General features: G+C 70.8%; 12 protein-coding genes and 1 other RNA gene. All 13 read left to right on the forward strand.

The features are described 5' to 3' along the window. The coding region (locus tag VM681_04625) for a PAS domain S-box protein (GenBank protein ID HVL87282.1) at positions 1–2,566 on the forward strand (2,566 nt) is incomplete at its 5' end. A 74-nt stretch (positions 2,567–2,640) separates the two neighbouring features. Continuing rightward, positions 2,641–3,183: a hypothetical protein gene (locus VM681_04630; GenBank protein HVL87283.1), complete on the forward strand. Its 543-nt coding sequence runs from the start codon at positions 2,641–2,643 to the stop codon at positions 3,181–3,183. Between the two features lie 22 nt (positions 3,184–3,205). After that, the gene (locus tag VM681_04635) at positions 3,206–4,573 is read left to right on the forward strand and encodes a winged helix-turn-helix transcriptional regulator (protein HVL87284.1); all 1,368 of its coding nucleotides are present in this window, start codon (positions 3,206–3,208) and stop codon (positions 4,571–4,573) included. Positions 4,574–4,774: 201 nt separating this feature from the next. Further along, entirely contained in the window at positions 4,775–6,367 is a 1,593-nt protein-coding gene (locus VM681_04640) for a helix-turn-helix domain-containing protein (protein HVL87285.1), read from the forward strand. 75 nt (positions 6,368–6,442) lie between these two features. Further along, positions 6,443–6,758, forward strand: an RNA gene (gene ffs, locus VM681_04645) — signal recognition particle sRNA. Positions 6,759–6,970: 212 nt separating this feature from the next. Continuing rightward, positions 6,971–8,200 (forward strand): winged helix-turn-helix transcriptional regulator, encoded by a 1,230-nt coding sequence (locus VM681_04650; GenBank protein ID HVL87286.1) that lies wholly within the window; start codon positions 6,971–6,973, stop codon positions 8,198–8,200. Positions 8,201–8,306: 106 nt separating this feature from the next. Beyond that, on the forward strand, positions 8,307–8,846 hold the full coding sequence (locus VM681_04655) for a helix-turn-helix domain-containing protein (GenBank protein HVL87287.1): 540 nt from the start codon (positions 8,307–8,309) through the stop codon (positions 8,844–8,846). Between the two features lie 240 nt (positions 8,847–9,086). Continuing rightward, positions 9,087–10,910: a S8 family serine peptidase gene (locus VM681_04660; GenBank protein HVL87288.1), complete on the forward strand. Its 1,824-nt coding sequence runs from the start codon at positions 9,087–9,089 to the stop codon at positions 10,908–10,910. 124 nt (positions 10,911–11,034) lie between these two features. Continuing rightward, complete coding sequence (locus tag VM681_04665; GenBank protein HVL87289.1) at positions 11,035–12,513, forward strand: hypothetical protein; 1,479 nt, start codon at positions 11,035–11,037, stop codon at positions 12,511–12,513. Between the two features lie 181 nt (positions 12,514–12,694). Beyond that, positions 12,695–12,997 carry a winged helix-turn-helix domain-containing protein gene (locus VM681_04670; protein HVL87290.1) on the forward strand — a complete coding sequence of 101 codons (303 nt, stop codon included), beginning with the start codon at positions 12,695–12,697 and terminating at the stop codon, positions 12,995–12,997. 4 nt (positions 12,998–13,001) lie between these two features. Next, the gene (locus VM681_04675; protein ID HVL87291.1) at positions 13,002–14,390 is read left to right on the forward strand and encodes a hypothetical protein; all 1,389 of its coding nucleotides are present in this window, start codon (positions 13,002–13,004) and stop codon (positions 14,388–14,390) included. A 122-nt stretch (positions 14,391–14,512) separates the two neighbouring features. Then, a complete protein-coding gene (locus tag VM681_04680) occupies positions 14,513–15,427 on the forward strand; it encodes a hypothetical protein (protein ID HVL87292.1) in 915 nt (304 codons plus the stop codon). Between the two features lie 65 nt (positions 15,428–15,492). After that, on the forward strand, positions 15,493–16,635 hold a 1,143-nt coding region (locus VM681_04685), incomplete at its 3' end, for a hypothetical protein (protein ID HVL87293.1).

The raw sequence follows: 16,635 nt of genomic DNA on the forward strand, positions 1-16,635 counted from the left end.
GCGTGGAGGCGGCCGGGACGCGGCCGCCTCCACGCCTGCGGAAGCGGCGTGGCTTCGCGATCGCGCCATCGAAGGCCTCCTCTGCGTCCCGATCCCGGGGCGATCGGGACTCCTGGGGGTCGTCACGCTGGGCGCCGCCTCCGGCGCGCGCCCGCTCGACACGCAGGACATCGACCTTGCGCGCGAGCTTGCCCGACGCATGGGCGTGGCGATCGAGAACGCCCGGCTCGTCGCCGACCTCGAAGCGTCCCGGCACGAGACGGAGGAGCGCGCGCGCGAGCTTGCCGACCTGAAGTCGCTCACGGACGTCGCCCTCTCGCCGCTTCCCCTGCCGCAGCTGCTGTCGGGCATCGTGGAACGAGCGCGCACGCTCATGCGCGCGGACACGTGCGCCGTGCTCCTGGTCGAGGGCGACGAGCTTGTCGTGCGCGCGGCCTCCGGAATCCCGGAGGAGGTCGGCTTCCGCATTCCCTGGGGCGCGGGCTTTGCCGGGCGCATCGCGGCCGAGCAGCGGCCGAGCGAGATCGAGGAGGCGAAGGTGGCCGAAGCGTTCCACCCGCGGCTCCGCGCCGCGGGCGTCCGCTCGCTCTTTGGCGTCCCCCTGGTGGCAGGCGGCAAGGTCGTGGGCGTGCTCGCGGTCGGATCGAAGTCCGAACGCCGCTTCCGCGAGCACGAGCGCGAACTGTTGCAGACGGCCGCCCTCCGCGTCGCCGTTTCGATCGACCGCGAGCGCCTCCTGGAGGCCGAGCGCCAAGCGCGCGGGCGCGCAGAGGAATACGCGCAGCGGCTCCAGGAGAGCGAGGATCTCTTCCGGCTCCTTGCCGACCACACGAGCGACCTCCTCCTGCTGCTCGACCCCCAGGGCCTCGTCTTCTACGCGAGCCCCTCGGCGCTGCGCGTGCTCGGGTACGAGGCCGACCAGCTGCTGGGTCACGATCTCTTCGCGTACGTCCACGAGGACGACCTGCCCGCCTCGCGCAAGGCCTTCGAGCGCGCCACGACCGGCGAAACGGTCGAGTTCACGGCCCGGATCCGGACCGCAGACGGCCAGCACCGCTGGATCGAGAACCGCGGCCGCCGCATCCATCGGCGCGGCGGGCCCGTGTTCGTGACCACGCTTCGGGACGTAAGCGAGCGCGTCCGAGCGCAGGAGGAGGCCGCGCGGCGGGCCGCCCAGCAGGCGGCCGTCGCGCGGCTTGGATCGGCCGCGCTGGGCGGCGAGGCCTTGGAGAGCCTCTTCGATCGCGCCGTGCGGTTCCTTGCCGACCACCTTGGGGTCGAGTACGCGAAGGTCCTCGAGCTTCGTCCCGATCGCTCGGGCGTGCTGCTGCGGGCCGGCGTGGGATGGCGATCCGGACTCGTCGGCCACGCCATCGTGCCCGTCGGGCGCGACTCGCAAGCGGGCTACACGCTTCTCTCCGACGCTCCCGTCGTCGTGGAGGACCTCCGCACGGAGCCGAGGTTCCGCGGCCCGGCCCTCCTCCGGGAGCACGGCGTCGTAAGCGGGCTTAGCTGCGTGATCCGCGGCGCGTCGGGCGACCCCTGGGGGGTGCTTGGGGCCCACACGAAGGAGCGCCGGTCCTTCACGCGCGACGACGTGAGCTTCCTCCAGTCGGTTGCAAACGTCCTTGCCCAGGCCATCGAGCGGGGCCGCGCCGAGCGGGAGCTTCGCGCAAGCGAAGCTCGCTACCGCACGCTTGTGGACCATGCCCAGGACTTCGGGCTCCTCACGCTCTCGCCCGAGGGCCTCGTCCGGTCGTGGAGCTCCGGGGCGCAGCGCCTCTTCGGCTGGGAAGCCGCCGAGATCCTCGATCGTCCCGCCGCGATCCTCTTTGGCCGGGCCGCGCGCGAGGCCGGCCTTCCCGCCGCCGAGCTTGAAGCCGCGCTGCGCGAAGGGCGCTTTGCGGGCGAGGTGGCCCTCGTGCGGAAGGACGGGAGCCGGTTCCTGGCGAACTGCACGATCCGCCCGGTGCGCGAGAACGGCGCCGTGACCGGCTTTGTCAAGGTCGTCCAGGACCTCACCGAGGCGCGGCGCGCGCAGCGCGCGCTCTCCGAGTCCGAGGAGCGGTACCGCCGCGTCGTGGAGTCCGCGCGCGACTTTGCCATCCTCGCGATCGACGCCCGGGGAACGATCACGTCGTGGAACACGGGAGCGCAACGCGTGTTCGGGTATGCGCCGGAGGAGATCCTGGGCCGCCCCTCGGACGTGCTGTTCCCGCCCGAAGCGCGCGCGCGTGGCGCGGCGCAGGACGAGCTTGCGCGTGCACGCGCGCATGGCGAGGCAAGCGACGACACCTGGATGCTCCGCAAGGACGGCACGCGGTTTTGGGCCACGGGCGTGACAAGCTTGGTCCGGGCCGCCGACGCCTCCGCGAGCGGGTACGTCAAGATCTGCCGCGATCGCAGCGAGCACCACAACTGGGACGCCGAGCGCGAGCGCCTGCTGGGCGAGGCGGCGGCGACCCGCGAGCGGCTGGACGCCGCCTTGGCCGACCTCGCGCGTCTTTCCCAAGCCGCCGAGGCCGGACGGACGCCGGAGCACGACCCCCGTCACCCACCCCGGTGACGGGGACACCGTTAATACCCTTCACGGGAACGGACGGTCGCCCCTTCGCCGGGGGGCTCCGGGTGTTGCCCACCATGCGATCCGCCGTACCGATGGCCCTTGCCGTGGCCCTTGCCGTATGCTTTGCCGTAGCCCCCGACGCCCAAGCGGGCCTCTGGGAAGACGCCCGCACCGTCGTTCCGCTGCTCCCCCCGACCTCCCCGGTCCCCCTCTCCGGCGGATCCTCGGGCGACCTTGCCAACTGCGGCGGCACCGCCACCTTCCACACGACGTCGATCGATCGGCGCAGCTGCTCGGTCTCGTTCTCGGCGCAGCCGGGCAACCTCGAGATCGGCATCCGCGGCTCCTCGTTCACGGGCACCATCACGATGCGCCTTGTCGACTCGAACGGCACGTACGCCGAGAAGAGCTGCAACTATTTCCTCGGCGGCAAGCAGCAGATCGGGCAGTTCCAGTTTGGTTCGGGCTGCGGAGCCACGCGCTACACGAACGCGACGATCTCCAACAGCCTCACGCCGCTTCCCATGCGCGCAGGCGCGCTCACGCTTCTTGGCTGGGTCTCCGGATCGGCCCCCGAGCCGACGGGTCCCTGGGAGGTCTACGCGCGAGGCGCGTAAGGGTGGGTAGGAGATGAGGCACATGACGAACACGGAATGGCTTGGACGCGCGGCGGCTATGGCCGTCGTCTGCGCGCTTTTGCTGCCGGGCGCCTCGGTGCTCGGCGGCACGAACGAACTTCTGGTGGAAGGCGGCGTGTCGACGCCGGCCGGCGAGGTCCCGATCGAGAGCTCGCGCGAGGTGCCGATGGTCGCCGCCGCCAACCCGGCGACGTCCGCCGTGCAATCGTGGCACGAGGCGGGCGCCCCCGGCGGCGAGCACGCGAACGCGTACTCCGACGAGAGCGGCCTTGCGGCCGGGCCCTCCGGACAAGACCCCGCCCAGGCGCCCTGGCCCCCCGGAAGCGACGACCAGGAGATCCGGACGAGCGGGCCCGGCCCGGTCGCCGAGGTCGACTCCTCGCAGGCGCAGCCGCCCCCCGAGGCGCGCGACGCCATGCCGGAGGAGGCGCAGCCCCTGAGCGAGGCGACAAGCGGCACGGGCGCCAAGCTCTCGGCCGGCGTCGCGCCGGGCCTTCTGGGCGACGAGGGCGCCTCCGACCGCATCCTGCTCCTGGACCCCGCGCTCTTCGAGCGCGCCGCGCTCGAGGGCTTCCTGCGCTCCGTCGAGGACCGGCGCCCCAGCTACGCGCTTGGCGACGCGCCCCCGCCCGGCTACGTGCAGGACGAGTTCCGCGGGCCCCAGCGCAACGGCTGGAACCCGCTTGCCACGCACCACGTCGAGACGAACTCCATCGGCGGCCCGGCGCCGGCGCCCACCGCTGGCGGCGAGCTTCCCATGGAGGTCGTCGCCGGCGTCGCGGCGCTCTCGCTTGCGCTCCTGCTGCCCGCGCTCTACAGCCGCATGCGCCGCGAGTCGTCGCTCGACCACGCGACGCGCGCCAAGGTGTACGAGCTCGTGCGCGGCGTCCCCGGTCTCACCGCGCGCGAGATCGGAAAGCGCAGCGAGGTCAGCTACTCGACGGCGGTCTACCACCTCTCGCGCCTGGTGCGCGAAGGGCTCGTCACGAGCTCGCGCGACGGCAACCGCATCTGCTACTACACGGTCGGCTCGTGGTCGCTCGTGGAGCGCGAGGTCATCCCCGTCCTGCGCAACGAGGAGGCCATGCGCGTCCTGCAGACGGTCGCCGACAACCCCTGGTGCTACCGCGCCGAGGTCGCCGCGCAGCTTGGCGTTTCCACGCCCACGGTGAACTGGCACCTGAAGCGCCTTCTTGCGCTGGGCCTTGTGCGCGAGGTCCGCGAGGGACGCGTGAGCTACCTCTACGCGGACAAGGAGCTTCTGGCCAAGGCGCTTGCCTCCATCGAGGAGAAGGCGCCCGGCGCGCTGCCCACGACGCTTGCGATCGAGCCTGCGCGCCCGGCCGAGCCCGTCCTTGTGACGGCCTGATCGACACGCACCGCCGGGGCGGCGCTCCGCCCCGGTCTCCTACCCCCTGCGAATTCAGCCGATCTCCGGAAAATTGCACGCCTTCGCGAGGAAAAAATATTTAAGGGTCTAGAACGAGCCTTGCCCGCCGCCTCGGGCGCGTTATCCAGCGCGCCTGAGCCCAAGGGAACCCCCTTGGGGCAGGTGGGAGTGCGTAGGCGTTTGCAATCGTACGTGGGGCTGGGAGCGCTTTTGTTTGCCTCAGCGCTGGCGCTTGCCCTTTGCGCGCCGGTGACGGAGGCCACGGTGGGCACCGTCCGGAGCGTCGCCGGCGAAGCGCCGAATCTTTCGCCGCAACAAACGAGCGGCTCCTCCGGAGCTTCGCCCCAGAGCACCTCCAACAGCGGGCAGCCCCTTGGAATCCCCTACGTCATCGAACAGATCCGCGCCGCCGAGTGCTCGGCAGCTTCGCTCGCGGGGTCGCTGGGACTCACCTACCAGACGAACCACGAGTGCGCGAGCGCGACCCCCGCGGACGATCCGCCGCGCGAGGAGGAGCCCGAGGTTCCGCCGACGGGACCCGTCGATCCTCCCGCGCCGCTCGACGAGATCGTCGAGGGCCCCATCGAAGCCCCCGCCGTCTCGAACCCGATCCGCGTCCGAGCGACGCCCGAGGGCATCGTCGTCGAGGAGCGCACGACGAACAGCCAATGGATCGTGCTGTGGCCCTCCGGCCTCGACGGCGGCCAGCCCAACCCCGGCGCCGTCCTGGCGCAGGTCGACGTCCTGCGCGACGCGGGCCTCCTTTGGAAGGAAGCCTCCTCGCGCCTGTGGCTGCTTGGCGAGCTCGTTCCGTTCGACGGGACCGACGACCTCCCCAACCTCGCTTGCGACGTCTCGCTTGCGCAGCCGGCCGACTGCACCTACAGCCCACCGGGCGCGGGACGTACCAGCGCGGCGGCCCTGGCCGCCTCGCTTGCGGCCGGCGCGGCGTCCCTTGAGCCCGCCGATCCGGGACCGATCCAGTCCGGCGCCGCCCCCGCGGCCCGCGCGGCCACCGGCGAGCGCGTGCTCGGTTCGGCGTCCCCGCCGTCGCCCGTGGGCCGCGAGCCCGCGCAGGGCGTGACCCAATCGTCCGCTCCGTTGGCCGCTCCGGTCGACGGCGTGCTCCCGTCGCTTGCCGTCGCCCTCCTGCTGGGCCTGCTGCCGGCGCTCCTGCTCTACCATCGCCTGGCGCGCACCGGCATCCTCGAGAACGGCGTGCGCAAGCGCATCTACGACGCCGTCGCGAGCTCGCCTGGCATCACCGTGCAGGGCGTCGCGCGCGAGGCGGGCGTCTCCCACTCGACGGCCACGTACCATCTCGCTCTTCTCTCGGAGAGCGACATGATCGTGTCGAACCCCGACGGGAACAAGGTCCGGTTCTACCAGAACGGCGGCCGCTTCGATCGCGACGAGCGCGCCGCGCTTCCCGTCCTCCAGAACGTCGCGGCCGTCACGCTGCTTGAGCGCATCGTCGAGCGCCCCGCCGCGCACCGCGCCGAGCTTGCCGCGCAGATGGGCGTCTCGACCACGACGCTCAACTGGTACCTGCGCAAGCTCTTCGAGTGCGGTCTCGTGCGCGAGGAGCGCGAGGGCCGCCGCGCTCCCATCTACCCGGCGCACGACCGCCTGGCCGTGCTCGTCCCAAAGCTCCTTGCGAAGGCCGAGGCCTTCGACGACGCCACGCGCGAGCGCCTCTCCCGCCTGGCCGGTCGCACGCTTCCCGCCGAGGCGGCGTCCCAACCCATGCCGCTTGCCGCGCCCTCCCTCTGAGGCCCGCCCGGTCGAAGCGTGTCTCTATATAGGGGCGGCCGCATCGTTTCCATGCGCTGCTTGTCCCAGAGGCCAGGCGCGGCTAAGCCGGGGAGCTAGGCCTTCCCTGTCACCCGAAACGGCCGATACGCGGGGGCTTACGCGGCGGGGGCGGCTGCCGAGCGGCGCAGGGAGCCGCCGGCTACGATGAGGCATTGTCCCTCGGGGTCGGAGGTGCTGGACCTCGCACTCGGAAGATGGCCGGGTTCAACTTCGCCACGGAGACCGGGCGAGGCACGGAAGTGAGCAGCCTCACCGTGGACTGCTGACGCTCGTGGGGTCCCGGTGCCGAGGATATCGGTGGAAAACCTCCCTGCGCCCGCGCGGCGTGTCCACCCCGTCGTGTCGCGCCCCTCAAATGGGGCAAGGGCGTCCGAAGGCCGGAAGGACCCATTTCAACCCTCCGGGCGTCCTTCGAACGGGTCCAGGTCATGGGGCGCGCAGCAATCCTTATGTCGCCTTAGGGGAACGAGCGGGTGGTCGGGTTGGCCGCTCGCCGGCGGCTGTCCGTAGTTGAGGGACAAGATGCGAAGCTTTGCGCTCGCTGTTGCCGTCGTTGCCGTCTTGGGTACGGGTGTTGCCCAAGCAACCGAATTCCAATACGTCAACGTCGCCTGGGACGTGGACTGGTTCGTCCTCGACGAGGTCGGGGAGCGATACCCGCCTCTGAACAACCTCTGGCACCACGAGGACGGGGTGAACGTGCCCGCCCCCCTCGCCGACGGCGCAAGCGACGCCGGGAGCCTGCCCTCGCAGCAGGTGGACACGTCCGAGGTCTCGTCCGGATCGGGCGGCCTTGCGCCCTCCGTCAAGGCCACCGCCAAACCTTCCCACGTCGAGAGCGACCCCGTTCCCTCCACCACGCGCGATCCCAACGACTTCCCCGGCGGGCTCGTCCAGGACGTCGTCCAAGGCGCCCCCGCCCCGCTCGACTTCCAATCGGACGCGGCGCCCGTCGCCACCGACGCGCGCCCCGAGTCACCGCGCGCAAGCCCGCCGACGGCGCCCAAGCCCGACGCCGTCCGCTCCGAGCAGCTCTCCGCCACGACGCAATCGGACGGCGACGCCCCGACGCGAGCGCCGCCGCCGGCGGCCGCCACGCTTCCGGGCCTGCTGCCCGCCGCCGTCGCGGGAAGCCTCGTCGCCGCGCTTGCCGCGATCCTGCTCTACCACCGCCTGCGCGGAAACGAGACGCTCACGAACGCCACGCGCAAGACGATCTACGACGTCGTGCTGGCGAGCCCCGGCCTCTGCATCCAGGACATCGCAAGCCAGTCCCGCGTCTCCCACAGCACGGCCGCCTACCACCTCGACCGCCTCCTTGGCGCGCGCATGGTCGTCGCCGAGGACGACGGCAACCGCATCCGCTACTACAAGAACGGCGGGCGGTTCACGCCCGAGGAGCGCGCGGCCGTCCCCATCCTCCAAAGCGGCGAGACGGTGCGCGTTCTCGAAGCCATCCTCGACAAGCCGTGGACCTACCGCTCGGAGCTTGCGATCCGCCTTGGCGTCACGCCCACCACGATCAACTGGCACCTGAAGCGCCTGTTCGAAGCGGGCTTTGTCCTCGAGAGCCGCGAAGGCCGGAACGGCTACCTCTACGCCGACGCGTCCCGCCTGCGCACGCTCCTTGCGCCGCTTCGCGAGAAGCTCTCGGCCGAGGGCGGTCACGATCTCTCCGGACCCGTCGACCGGATCCTCGCCGCCGCGAGCACGCCCCAGGCGCAGCTTGCGCGGACGCTTGCGCCGGCCGCCGCGATGCCCGTCACGGTGCCGGAGCGCACCGTCGCCTAGACGCCTACGCGCCTTCCGAATAGCGCATCGTGAATAGGTATTTATACAGCCAATCTAACGAAGGGGCGGAGGCGGCGATCGCCTCGCATTTGGGAGGCACTTTCCTGTGAACGCGCGCGTCTTCCGGAACGAAGTCCGACGCAAGCTGTATGGGCTCATCGAGGGCACCTCGGGCGCCATCATCACCGAGCTCTCGCGCGAGGTGGGCCTGAGCCACTCGACCGTCTCGTACCACCTGAAGATCCTCGAGGAGTCCGGAGCCGTGCTCGCCAAGCGCGACGGCCGCGTCGTGCGCTACTACACCGCAAGCCAATTCCAGGACGTGAACCGGCGCCTCGAACCGCTCGTGAAACGCGCGCGCGTCGTGGCCATCCTCAAGCTCATCGACGCCGAGCCCAACCTCGTTCCCTTCAACATCGCCAAGCGCCTGGAGGTGTCCGTGCCCACCATCATGTGGCACCTGCAGAAGCTCCAGGCCTACGGCGCGATCACCATGGAGAAGCGCAACGGGCACTACGACATCACGCTGCGTCCCGAGGTGCGCGCCTCGCTTGCGCGCCAAAACGGGCACCCGCCCGAGCCGCCGGCGCCCTCCGCCGGCGACCACGCGGCCGAGCCGGCCGAGATCGTGGCCGAACGAAGCTGATCACCGTTTTTCGGGTTGCGATGATCATTCATCGCAGCCTTGGCGCTCGTGGCGCTCGAACCTGCGCGCCGCGCCCCCGAACCGGTCCGCCCTGCGCCCAACTTCCCCTGGGCCCCCGGTTCCCGGGGACGCTCGGGCGCATCCCCGTTTCGCCAAGGAAGGCCCCCGCCCGGATTGCTCTCGCGGACGAGGGCTCCTCGCTGGCCCATATAGGCCTCTTGAAACAGAGAAGAGAGGGGCGTGCGCGCTCGCGCGATCGCCCTGCTCGTTCCGCTCCTTCTGGCGCCCCTTGCCGCCGCCGACACGGCGCCCCGGCAGGAGTACCTCGTGAGCTTCCACGGCGCCGTGCCCAACTCCCTGCCGGCGCCCTTTGCCCTTCTCGAGCGGTTCGACTTTGCCGGCGTCGCGCGCGTGGAGGGACCCGCCCACGCGCTTTCCGTCCTCCGCGCGATGCCCGAGGTCGCCTGGATCGGCGTCGACGAGCCGCTCACGCTCCACCTTGCAAGCTCCCGCGCCGCCGTGAGCGTGGGCCCGCACCTGTGGGACTCCGGCTACGACGGACGCGGCGTCACGATCGCCGTCGTCGACTCGGGCCTCGACGCCTCGCACCCCGCCTTCGAGGGCAAGGTCCGCCGCGCCGTTCGCGTCTCCTCGCAGGGCGTCGTCGACGCGGGCGAGGACCCGGACGGTCACGGCACGCACATCGCCGGCGTGGCCGCGGGCACGGGCGCCGGATCGCCCGGCCAGCAGCACGCGGGCATGGCGCCCTCGGCCTCCATCGTGGGCATCGACATCTCGACGAGCTTCACCACCACAAACGCGATCCGCGCCTTCGAGTGGATCCACGACCACTTCGTGCCGCTTGGCATCCGCGTCGTCACGAACTCGTGGGGCCGCGAGAAGCAGGACGCGCGCTACGATCCCGACGACGCGCTCATCCGCGCAAGCGACGCGCTCGTGCGAAACGGCATCGTCGTCGTCTTCTCGGCCGGCAACCGCGGCGCCGACGGCGCCGCAAGCCTCACGGTCGAGGCGATGAACCCGAACGTCATCACGGTGGGCGCGACCGACGACGCGGGATCGATCGAGCCGTACTCCTCGCGCGGACCGGCCATCGACCGCAACGGCAACCACGCGCCGTGGACGAAGCCCGACGTCGTGGCGCCGGGCTCCTCGATCACGAGCGCGCGCAGCACGCAGAAGCCCGGCTCGGGCGACGCGGGCCGCTACTACACCACGATGAGCGGCACGAGCATGGCCACGCCCCACGTGGCCGGCATCGCCGCGCTCCTCCTGCAGGCCAATTCGGCCCTCACGCCCGCGCAGGTCAAGGACGCGCTCGTTCGCACGGCGATCGACCGCGGCGCGCGGGGCCCCGACTCCGAGACGGGCCACGGGTTCGTGGACGCGACGGCGGCCATCACGCTTGTGATCGGCGAGGGCGCGCGCGAGATCGTGGAGCGTGTCCCGTTCTCGTCCGCGGGCAGCGCGAAGGTCGTAAACGGCATGGTCGTCGCCAACAACGGCGCGCCCTCCTCGCGCGCAAGCGAGGTCGAGATTCCCGTCCACGTCCCCGCCGGCACCACCTCCCTCTCCTTCGCCTTCCGATGGAGCGGAGCCGTCTCCTTCAGCGTCGTGCTCACAAACGGCCGCGAGACGATCGGTCCGTGGTCGGGCTCCACGCACATCGAGGCGGACGTGGACCGCAAGCTTGCGCCGGGCGGCTGGACGATCCTCGCGCGCCCGTCGGGCACGGGAAGCGTCGACTACCGCCTCGACGGCGAGGCGCTTGTCGTCACCCACGCGGTTCCGAAGGCGCGCCCGGGCGTGGCGCCCATCGCGCTTTCCAAGCAGCCCGGCTTCTTCGAGGAATGGAAGGCCCGCTCGCACGTGCTTGGAATCCTCCCGGCAAGCGAGGTGCCGCTTGTGATCGCCGGCGCGGCGGCGCTTTGCATCGCCGTCGTCTCCACGCTCTGGCTGCGCCGGCGCTTGGGTTCCCCGCCGGAGGCGCAGGAAGCGCACTGGCAGGGCGTCGTGGAGGCGGGGGAAGCCGGCCGCCGATAGGCCGCTTCGTCTCGCCGGGTCCAAAGAACCCTCGCTCGGCCCTTCTCCGAAGCTGATAAATACAAGCGTTGAGCACTGCCGCTCGAACGTTCGGGGCTCGTCCGCCGAACGACGCCGGTGAGACATGCTTGCGCCCGTGGGCCTGCTGTATCTCTATTTCTTCTTCCAAGTCGGCGTGGCCGCCGTCCTGCTTCACGTGCGCGAGCCAAACGCGCTGGCGCGCCGCATCCTCGCCACGCTGTTCCTTCTGAACGCCGGCGTGACCGCGATCGCGCTCCTGGAGGCCGCGGGGTACGCGGGGTACGAGACGTACCGGAGCCTGTTCCTCTTGCGCTACGCGCTTGACGTTCCGACGGCCGCCCTGCTCGTCGCGTTCCTTGCCGCGCGCAACGGGACCGAGCGGGGCGCGCGCGTCGCCTACGCGCTGCTTGGCGTGGGCGCGCTCCACGCCGTCGCGGCCGTCGCGTTCCCTTCGATCGCGCTTGCGGAGAACCAATCCGACGTGTGGCTTCGCGCGATCCCGTACTACGCGGCGCTTGGCGCCTTTGGCTGGATTCTGTCGGTCGGAAGCGAGCGCGAACGTTGGATCGCGCTTGCGTTCCTCCCCCGCGCGCTGTACTTTGGCGCTTCGGGCCTGCACCGCCTCGAGCCCGCGCTTGCCGGCGAAGTCCTGGCGTGGGAACTTCCCAACGCGGTGGCGCTCCTGGGCCTGCTGCTCGCAAGTCTTGCAGCAGGCGCGCGGCTGTTGCGCGACCCTCGGGCCCCGGGCGTGTCGGTCGCGTTGCCCGTGCTTGCGCTGGGTCCCGTGCTTGCGGCCGCGGAGATCGCCATCACCGGGAAACCGGTGGGCCTTCTCATGGCCGTGAACCTCGTCACGCTTGCGCTCGTCCGCCCCATCCTCGTTTGCGCGGGGCTTGCCCGCGACAAGGTTCCCGCGCTCTTGGCCCGGGCTCTTGCCGCCGCCGGCGGAGCGTCGGTCGCGCTGTGGTTCCTGCTCGTGCAAGGCGGCGTTCCCCACGGCGCCGACCTTGGCCTTGGGCTTGCCGCGGGCCTCCTCGTCCTTGCCGCGCTGGAAGCGTGGCGTCCGGGGCTTGCGTCCCACGACGCCGGGACGCTGCCGGGTCCGCCCGCGGCGGCCGCCGCCCCGGCGCCTGCGCCATCCTCCCCGCCGATCCTCGTGGGCGCAAGCACCCCGCTCATCGGCGTGAATCCCCCCACGCCGGCCTGGAAGGTGCTCATCCTTGCGCTTCGTCACTCAAGCGCGGGGCAGGATCGTCCCGGCGAGCCGCGGCTTACGCAAAAGCGCCTGGCAGAGCAGACCGGCGTGAGCGTGAAGCGCGTCTCCGAGTTTGCCCAGCAGCTCAACGAGTCGGCGGTCCAGAAGCTCGACTTGTACGTTCCCGGATGGAAGGCCCAGGCCGGGCTTGCCCCGCCGGTTCTCGTCCGCACGCACAAGGGAGCCGTCGAAGGATTGCCGGGTGCCTGGGTGTACTACCGGCTCACGCCGCTGGGAGAGAAGCTCGCCGAGAGCGTGGCCAGGACCGACCGCCTGACCCCCGTGCGCACCGACGAGGATCCGCAAACCCAAAACCGACGCAATTGACGAGCGCTTGCGGACGCGTCACGAAAACGCGTCTGGAAGACGACTGAAACGCCCCGGTTTTGCCAGGATTTGACCCGGTTCCGGGTCCGATTCCGCCCGGAATCCTAGGACGGATTATCCCACGGGCGCGGCTTGCGCGCTCGCCGCAGGGTGCCCAAGGCACCGGCGGGGAGGAGAAAGCGTGGCGCGACGGGAGCGGGCAATGGTCGTAGGGTCGATCCTCGACGCCGTAGACCAAGCGCTTGCCTCAGGCCCGTTGCCCAGCGTGACGGAGCTTGCCCGGCGCGCCAACGTGGCCAACTCGCGCTTTGCCGCCTACCTTCTCGACCTCAAGGACGCCGGTTTCATCGAAGACACCAGTACCTTGCGGATCACCGCCGAGGGCCGGGCGTACCTCGCCCAGTACCGGCAGTGGAATAAGATCGCCGCGCGCGTCGACGCGCCGCGCGCCCCGACCGAAGACCGTTCCGAATCGGAGAAATGACCCCATGTCAACCGGAAAGAAACCAGCGCAGGCAACGTTGAAGATCACGCTTGCGGTCGCAGCGGCCGTCGTTTTGGCCGGATGCACCACGACGACGTCGAACACCCTCAACCTGCAATCGGGCCAGCAAGTCGAATGCACCGCCGGCGAGTTCGTCCGCGGCGTCAACGAGACCACGGGCCTCGTGTGTTCCGCCGGAACGCCCGGCCCGCCGGGCGCGCAAGGCCAGCAAGGCCTCGCCGGCCCCGCGGGTCCCCAAGGCGAGCGCGGCGTCAACGGCACGGCCGGCCCCGCCGGACCCCAAGGACCCGAAGGGCCTCCCGGCGCCCGCGGCGAGCGCGGCCCGGCCGGACCCACCGGGGCCACCGGCGCCGCCGGCGCCACCGGCCCGCAAGGATCGCAGGGCCCCGCCGGACCGCTCCTTGCCAACGTGAGCCTGCTCGACACCGTGCAGACGTACGTGGCGGACAAGTTCTTCGCCAACGTCTTTGTCTCGGGCGAGCTCAACTCGACCGGGGACTTCTGGGTCGGAGCCAACAAGGACTTCTACGTCACGGCGGCCAACGGGACGGCGAATGCGAGCGCGGTGGACGTTCGAACGACGCTTCGCGTTGGCGGTCTTTCGACGCTTTCTGCGATCAACGCCGGGAGCGACTTCAACGTCGGCGGCGGCGCGTTCTACGTGACGGCTTCGAACGGGACGGCCAACGCGAGCGCGCTGGACGTGAGCGGCGTCCTGCGGGTCGGTGGGTTGTCGCGGTTGGCAGCATCCAACTTTGGCGGCGATCTCAACGTGAACGGAGGCCAAGCGTACGTCACGGCCGCAAACGGCACGGTGAATGCGAGCGCGGTGGACGCTCGGACGACGCTTCGCGTCGGTGGTCTCTCGACGCTTTCTGGGATCAATGCGGGTGGCGATCTCAACGTTGGCGGTGGAGCGTTCTACGTGACGGCCTCCAACGGAACGGCGAACGTAACGGGCAACGTGAACGTGAGCGGTGACGTGCAGATCGCCGGCGCGCTGCGCCTGGGCGGTGCGCTCCAGGACGCCACGGGATCGCTTGGCGCAAACGGTCAAGTCCTCAAGGTCGTCGGCGGCGTGCCGACGTGGGGGGCCAGCTACTTCGTGGCGGGCCGAATCCTGGGAAACGGCGCGACGTTGAGCGGCTCGGGATTCACCTCCACGCGGAACGGCGACGGCGACTACACGATCGACATGACCGGCACCGACGCCAGTCTTTCCAACGTCATCCTCGTGACCGCCGAGCAGCTTTCCGTCAAGGCATTCTGCGTAGGAGGCATCAGCGTCTCCGACGACTACCAGGTCCTCTGCTACAATGATGCCGGGACGCTCACCGACACGAGTTTCAACTTCGTCGTGTTCGTCGTCTGAGCCCCACGTAAGGTCCCCCCGGCGCGCTCCCCCGCGCGCCGGGCTCTTCTTTTTTCTTACCGATCCACGAGCGCAAGCGAGGGCGCGCACGGTGGCTCGGCGATCCGCGGGGACGCGGACCCGTGCCGGCAGCAAAGCTTACGAACTCGCCGGCGGCTGGCACGCCCGTGCGCGGCATGCTGGCAGGCACGGTCCTTGCGCTGATCGCGTTGCCTCTGTGCGTGCTTGCAATCTCCGCCTTCGAAGGATCGCCGCTTCTCGTCCGCGGCGGCAGCATGATGCACCGATTCGACGAGCCCACGTGGGGACGCGTGGGAACGATCGATCCCGGCGACGTCGTGTTCCTGCGCGCGCCTGCGGGCCCCATCCAAACGCTTGCCGAGGGCGGCCCCGCGCGCTACGGCGCGCCCGGCGAGGTGATCGCGTACAGGCCCGCGGGCGACCCCACGCGGTCGCTTGTGATCCACCGTGCGCTCACGTGGATCGAGGTGCAAGGCGAAGGCGAGGCGCGAACCTACGCGTTCGCGTGGCCAAGGGTCATCGATCGTCCCGAGTGCCGCGAAGGCGCGTGCGCGTTTGGCGCGCGCGGCATCGTGTGGCCCGAGAAAGGATTCCTCGAACGCGTCGACGGCGGCTGGAAGCCGCCGCGCAGCGGCTACCTCACGCAAGGCGACAACCCGAGCATGAACCCGTGGCCCGATCCCGTGCTCGGAATCACGTGCGCGGGCAAGCCCGCTCCGGATTGCCCCGCTGTCGAGCCCGAATGGATCGCGGGCGTGGCGCGGGGCGAGGTTCCCTGGCTTGGACTTTTGCCGCTGGCCTTGGCCGGTTCTCCGGACGAAACGCCCGCCGGGGTCGGTTGGATCCGGCTGGGCGCCGTGCACGCGCCCGCCGAGATCTGGACCGCTCTTGGGGTCGTCGTCTTGGCCGCCGCGGGCGTGGGCGCCGCGGCGTCGCGAACCGTCGCGCATTGGCGGAAACCCGACATTCCCGCCGAAGGATCCGAGCCTCCCGTGCTCCCGTCCGAAGCAAACTAGATATGTTCCATCGGCGCTCGACCGCCGCTACCCGGCCGGCCGCCGGGATTCGGGGAGGTCAAACCATGGTGCGCTCGTCCGCAGGAGCAAGCAGGTTTCTCGCGATCTTCGGCGTCGTCGGCGCCCTCGTTCTCTCGGGATGCACGACGCCGAGCGAGACGCGCGACCTCAACGCCGAGGCGCTCGCCAACGCGCGCTGCCCCACCGGACAGTTCGTGATCGGGTTCGACGCCTCCTCGGAACCCGTCTGCGGCGACGTCGACGCGCTTCGCAACTTCGCGGGCGCCTCGTGCCCGGTCGGGCAATACGTGAAGGGCGTGAGCCCCGTCGGCGCGCTCGTCTGCGAGAGCCCCGCCGCGGGCCTTCTCGGTCCCGCCGGCCCGGCAGGCGCGCGCGGCGAGGCGGGCCCCCAGGGACCCGAAGGGCCCGCGGGCCCCGCGGGACTTCGCGGCGAGCGCGGACCGGCAGGACCCGCCGGCGCGGCTGGCGCAGCCGGAGCCACGGGAGCCACGGGACCGCAAGGACCCCAAGGGCCCGCCGGCACGCTCTCCGTGACGGACGACATCAACGTCGGCCCCGGCCTGTTCTTCGTGACGGCCTCCAACGGCACCGCCAACGCAAGCGCGTTCGACGTATCGGGCGACGTGCGGGTCGGTGGGCTTTCGAGGCTTGGCGCGGCCAACGTCGGCTCCGACCTCAACGTGGGAGGCGGTCAGGCGTATGTGACGGCGGCCAACGGCACGGTGAACGCAAGCGCGGTGGACGTTCGCGGAGCCGCGCGTATCGGCGGGGTCCTCACCGTCTCCAGCTTCGTGAATCTCGCGGGCAACCTCAACGTGGGCGCCGGCGCCTTCTTCGTGACCGCCTCGAACGGGACGGCCAACGCGAGTGCGCTTGACGTGAGCGGGAACGCGCGTGTGGGCGGCCTTTCCTTGCTTGCCGGCGCGAACCTTGGTGGCGACTTCAACGTTGGCAGCGGCGCGTTCTACGTGACGGCGGCCAACGGGACGGCCAATGCGAGCGCGCTTGACGTGAGCGGGAGCGCGCGTGTGGGCGGTCTTTCCTCGCTTGCTGGCACGAACTTTGCGGGCGATCTCAACGTGAACGGGGGTCAGGCGTACATTACGGCGGCCAACGGCACGGTGAATGCGAGTGCGGTGGACGCTCGGACGACGCTTCGCGTGGGTGGTCTTTCGACGCTTTCTGCG

It is taken from the genome of Candidatus Thermoplasmatota archaeon, from assembly GCA_035541015.1.
Taxonomy (GTDB): Archaea; Thermoplasmatota; SW-10-69-26; order JACQPN01; family JAIVGT01; genus DATLFM01.

Excerpts from the sequence above, each read along its gene's own strand:
- VM681_04635 (HVL87284.1), top strand. The coding sequence starts at position 3,206 with ATGACGAACACGGAATGGCTTGGACGCGCGGCGGCTATGGCCGTCGTC.
- VM681_04675 (HVL87291.1), top strand. The coding sequence starts at position 13,002 with ATGTCAACCGGAAAGAAACCAGCGCAGGCAACGTTGAAGATCACGCTT.
- VM681_04630 (HVL87283.1), top strand. The coding sequence starts at position 2,641 with ATGCGATCCGCCGTACCGATGGCCCTTGCCGTGGCCCTTGCCGTATGC.
- VM681_04665 (HVL87289.1), top strand. The coding sequence starts at position 11,035 with ATGCTTGCGCCCGTGGGCCTGCTGTATCTCTATTTCTTCTTCCAAGTC.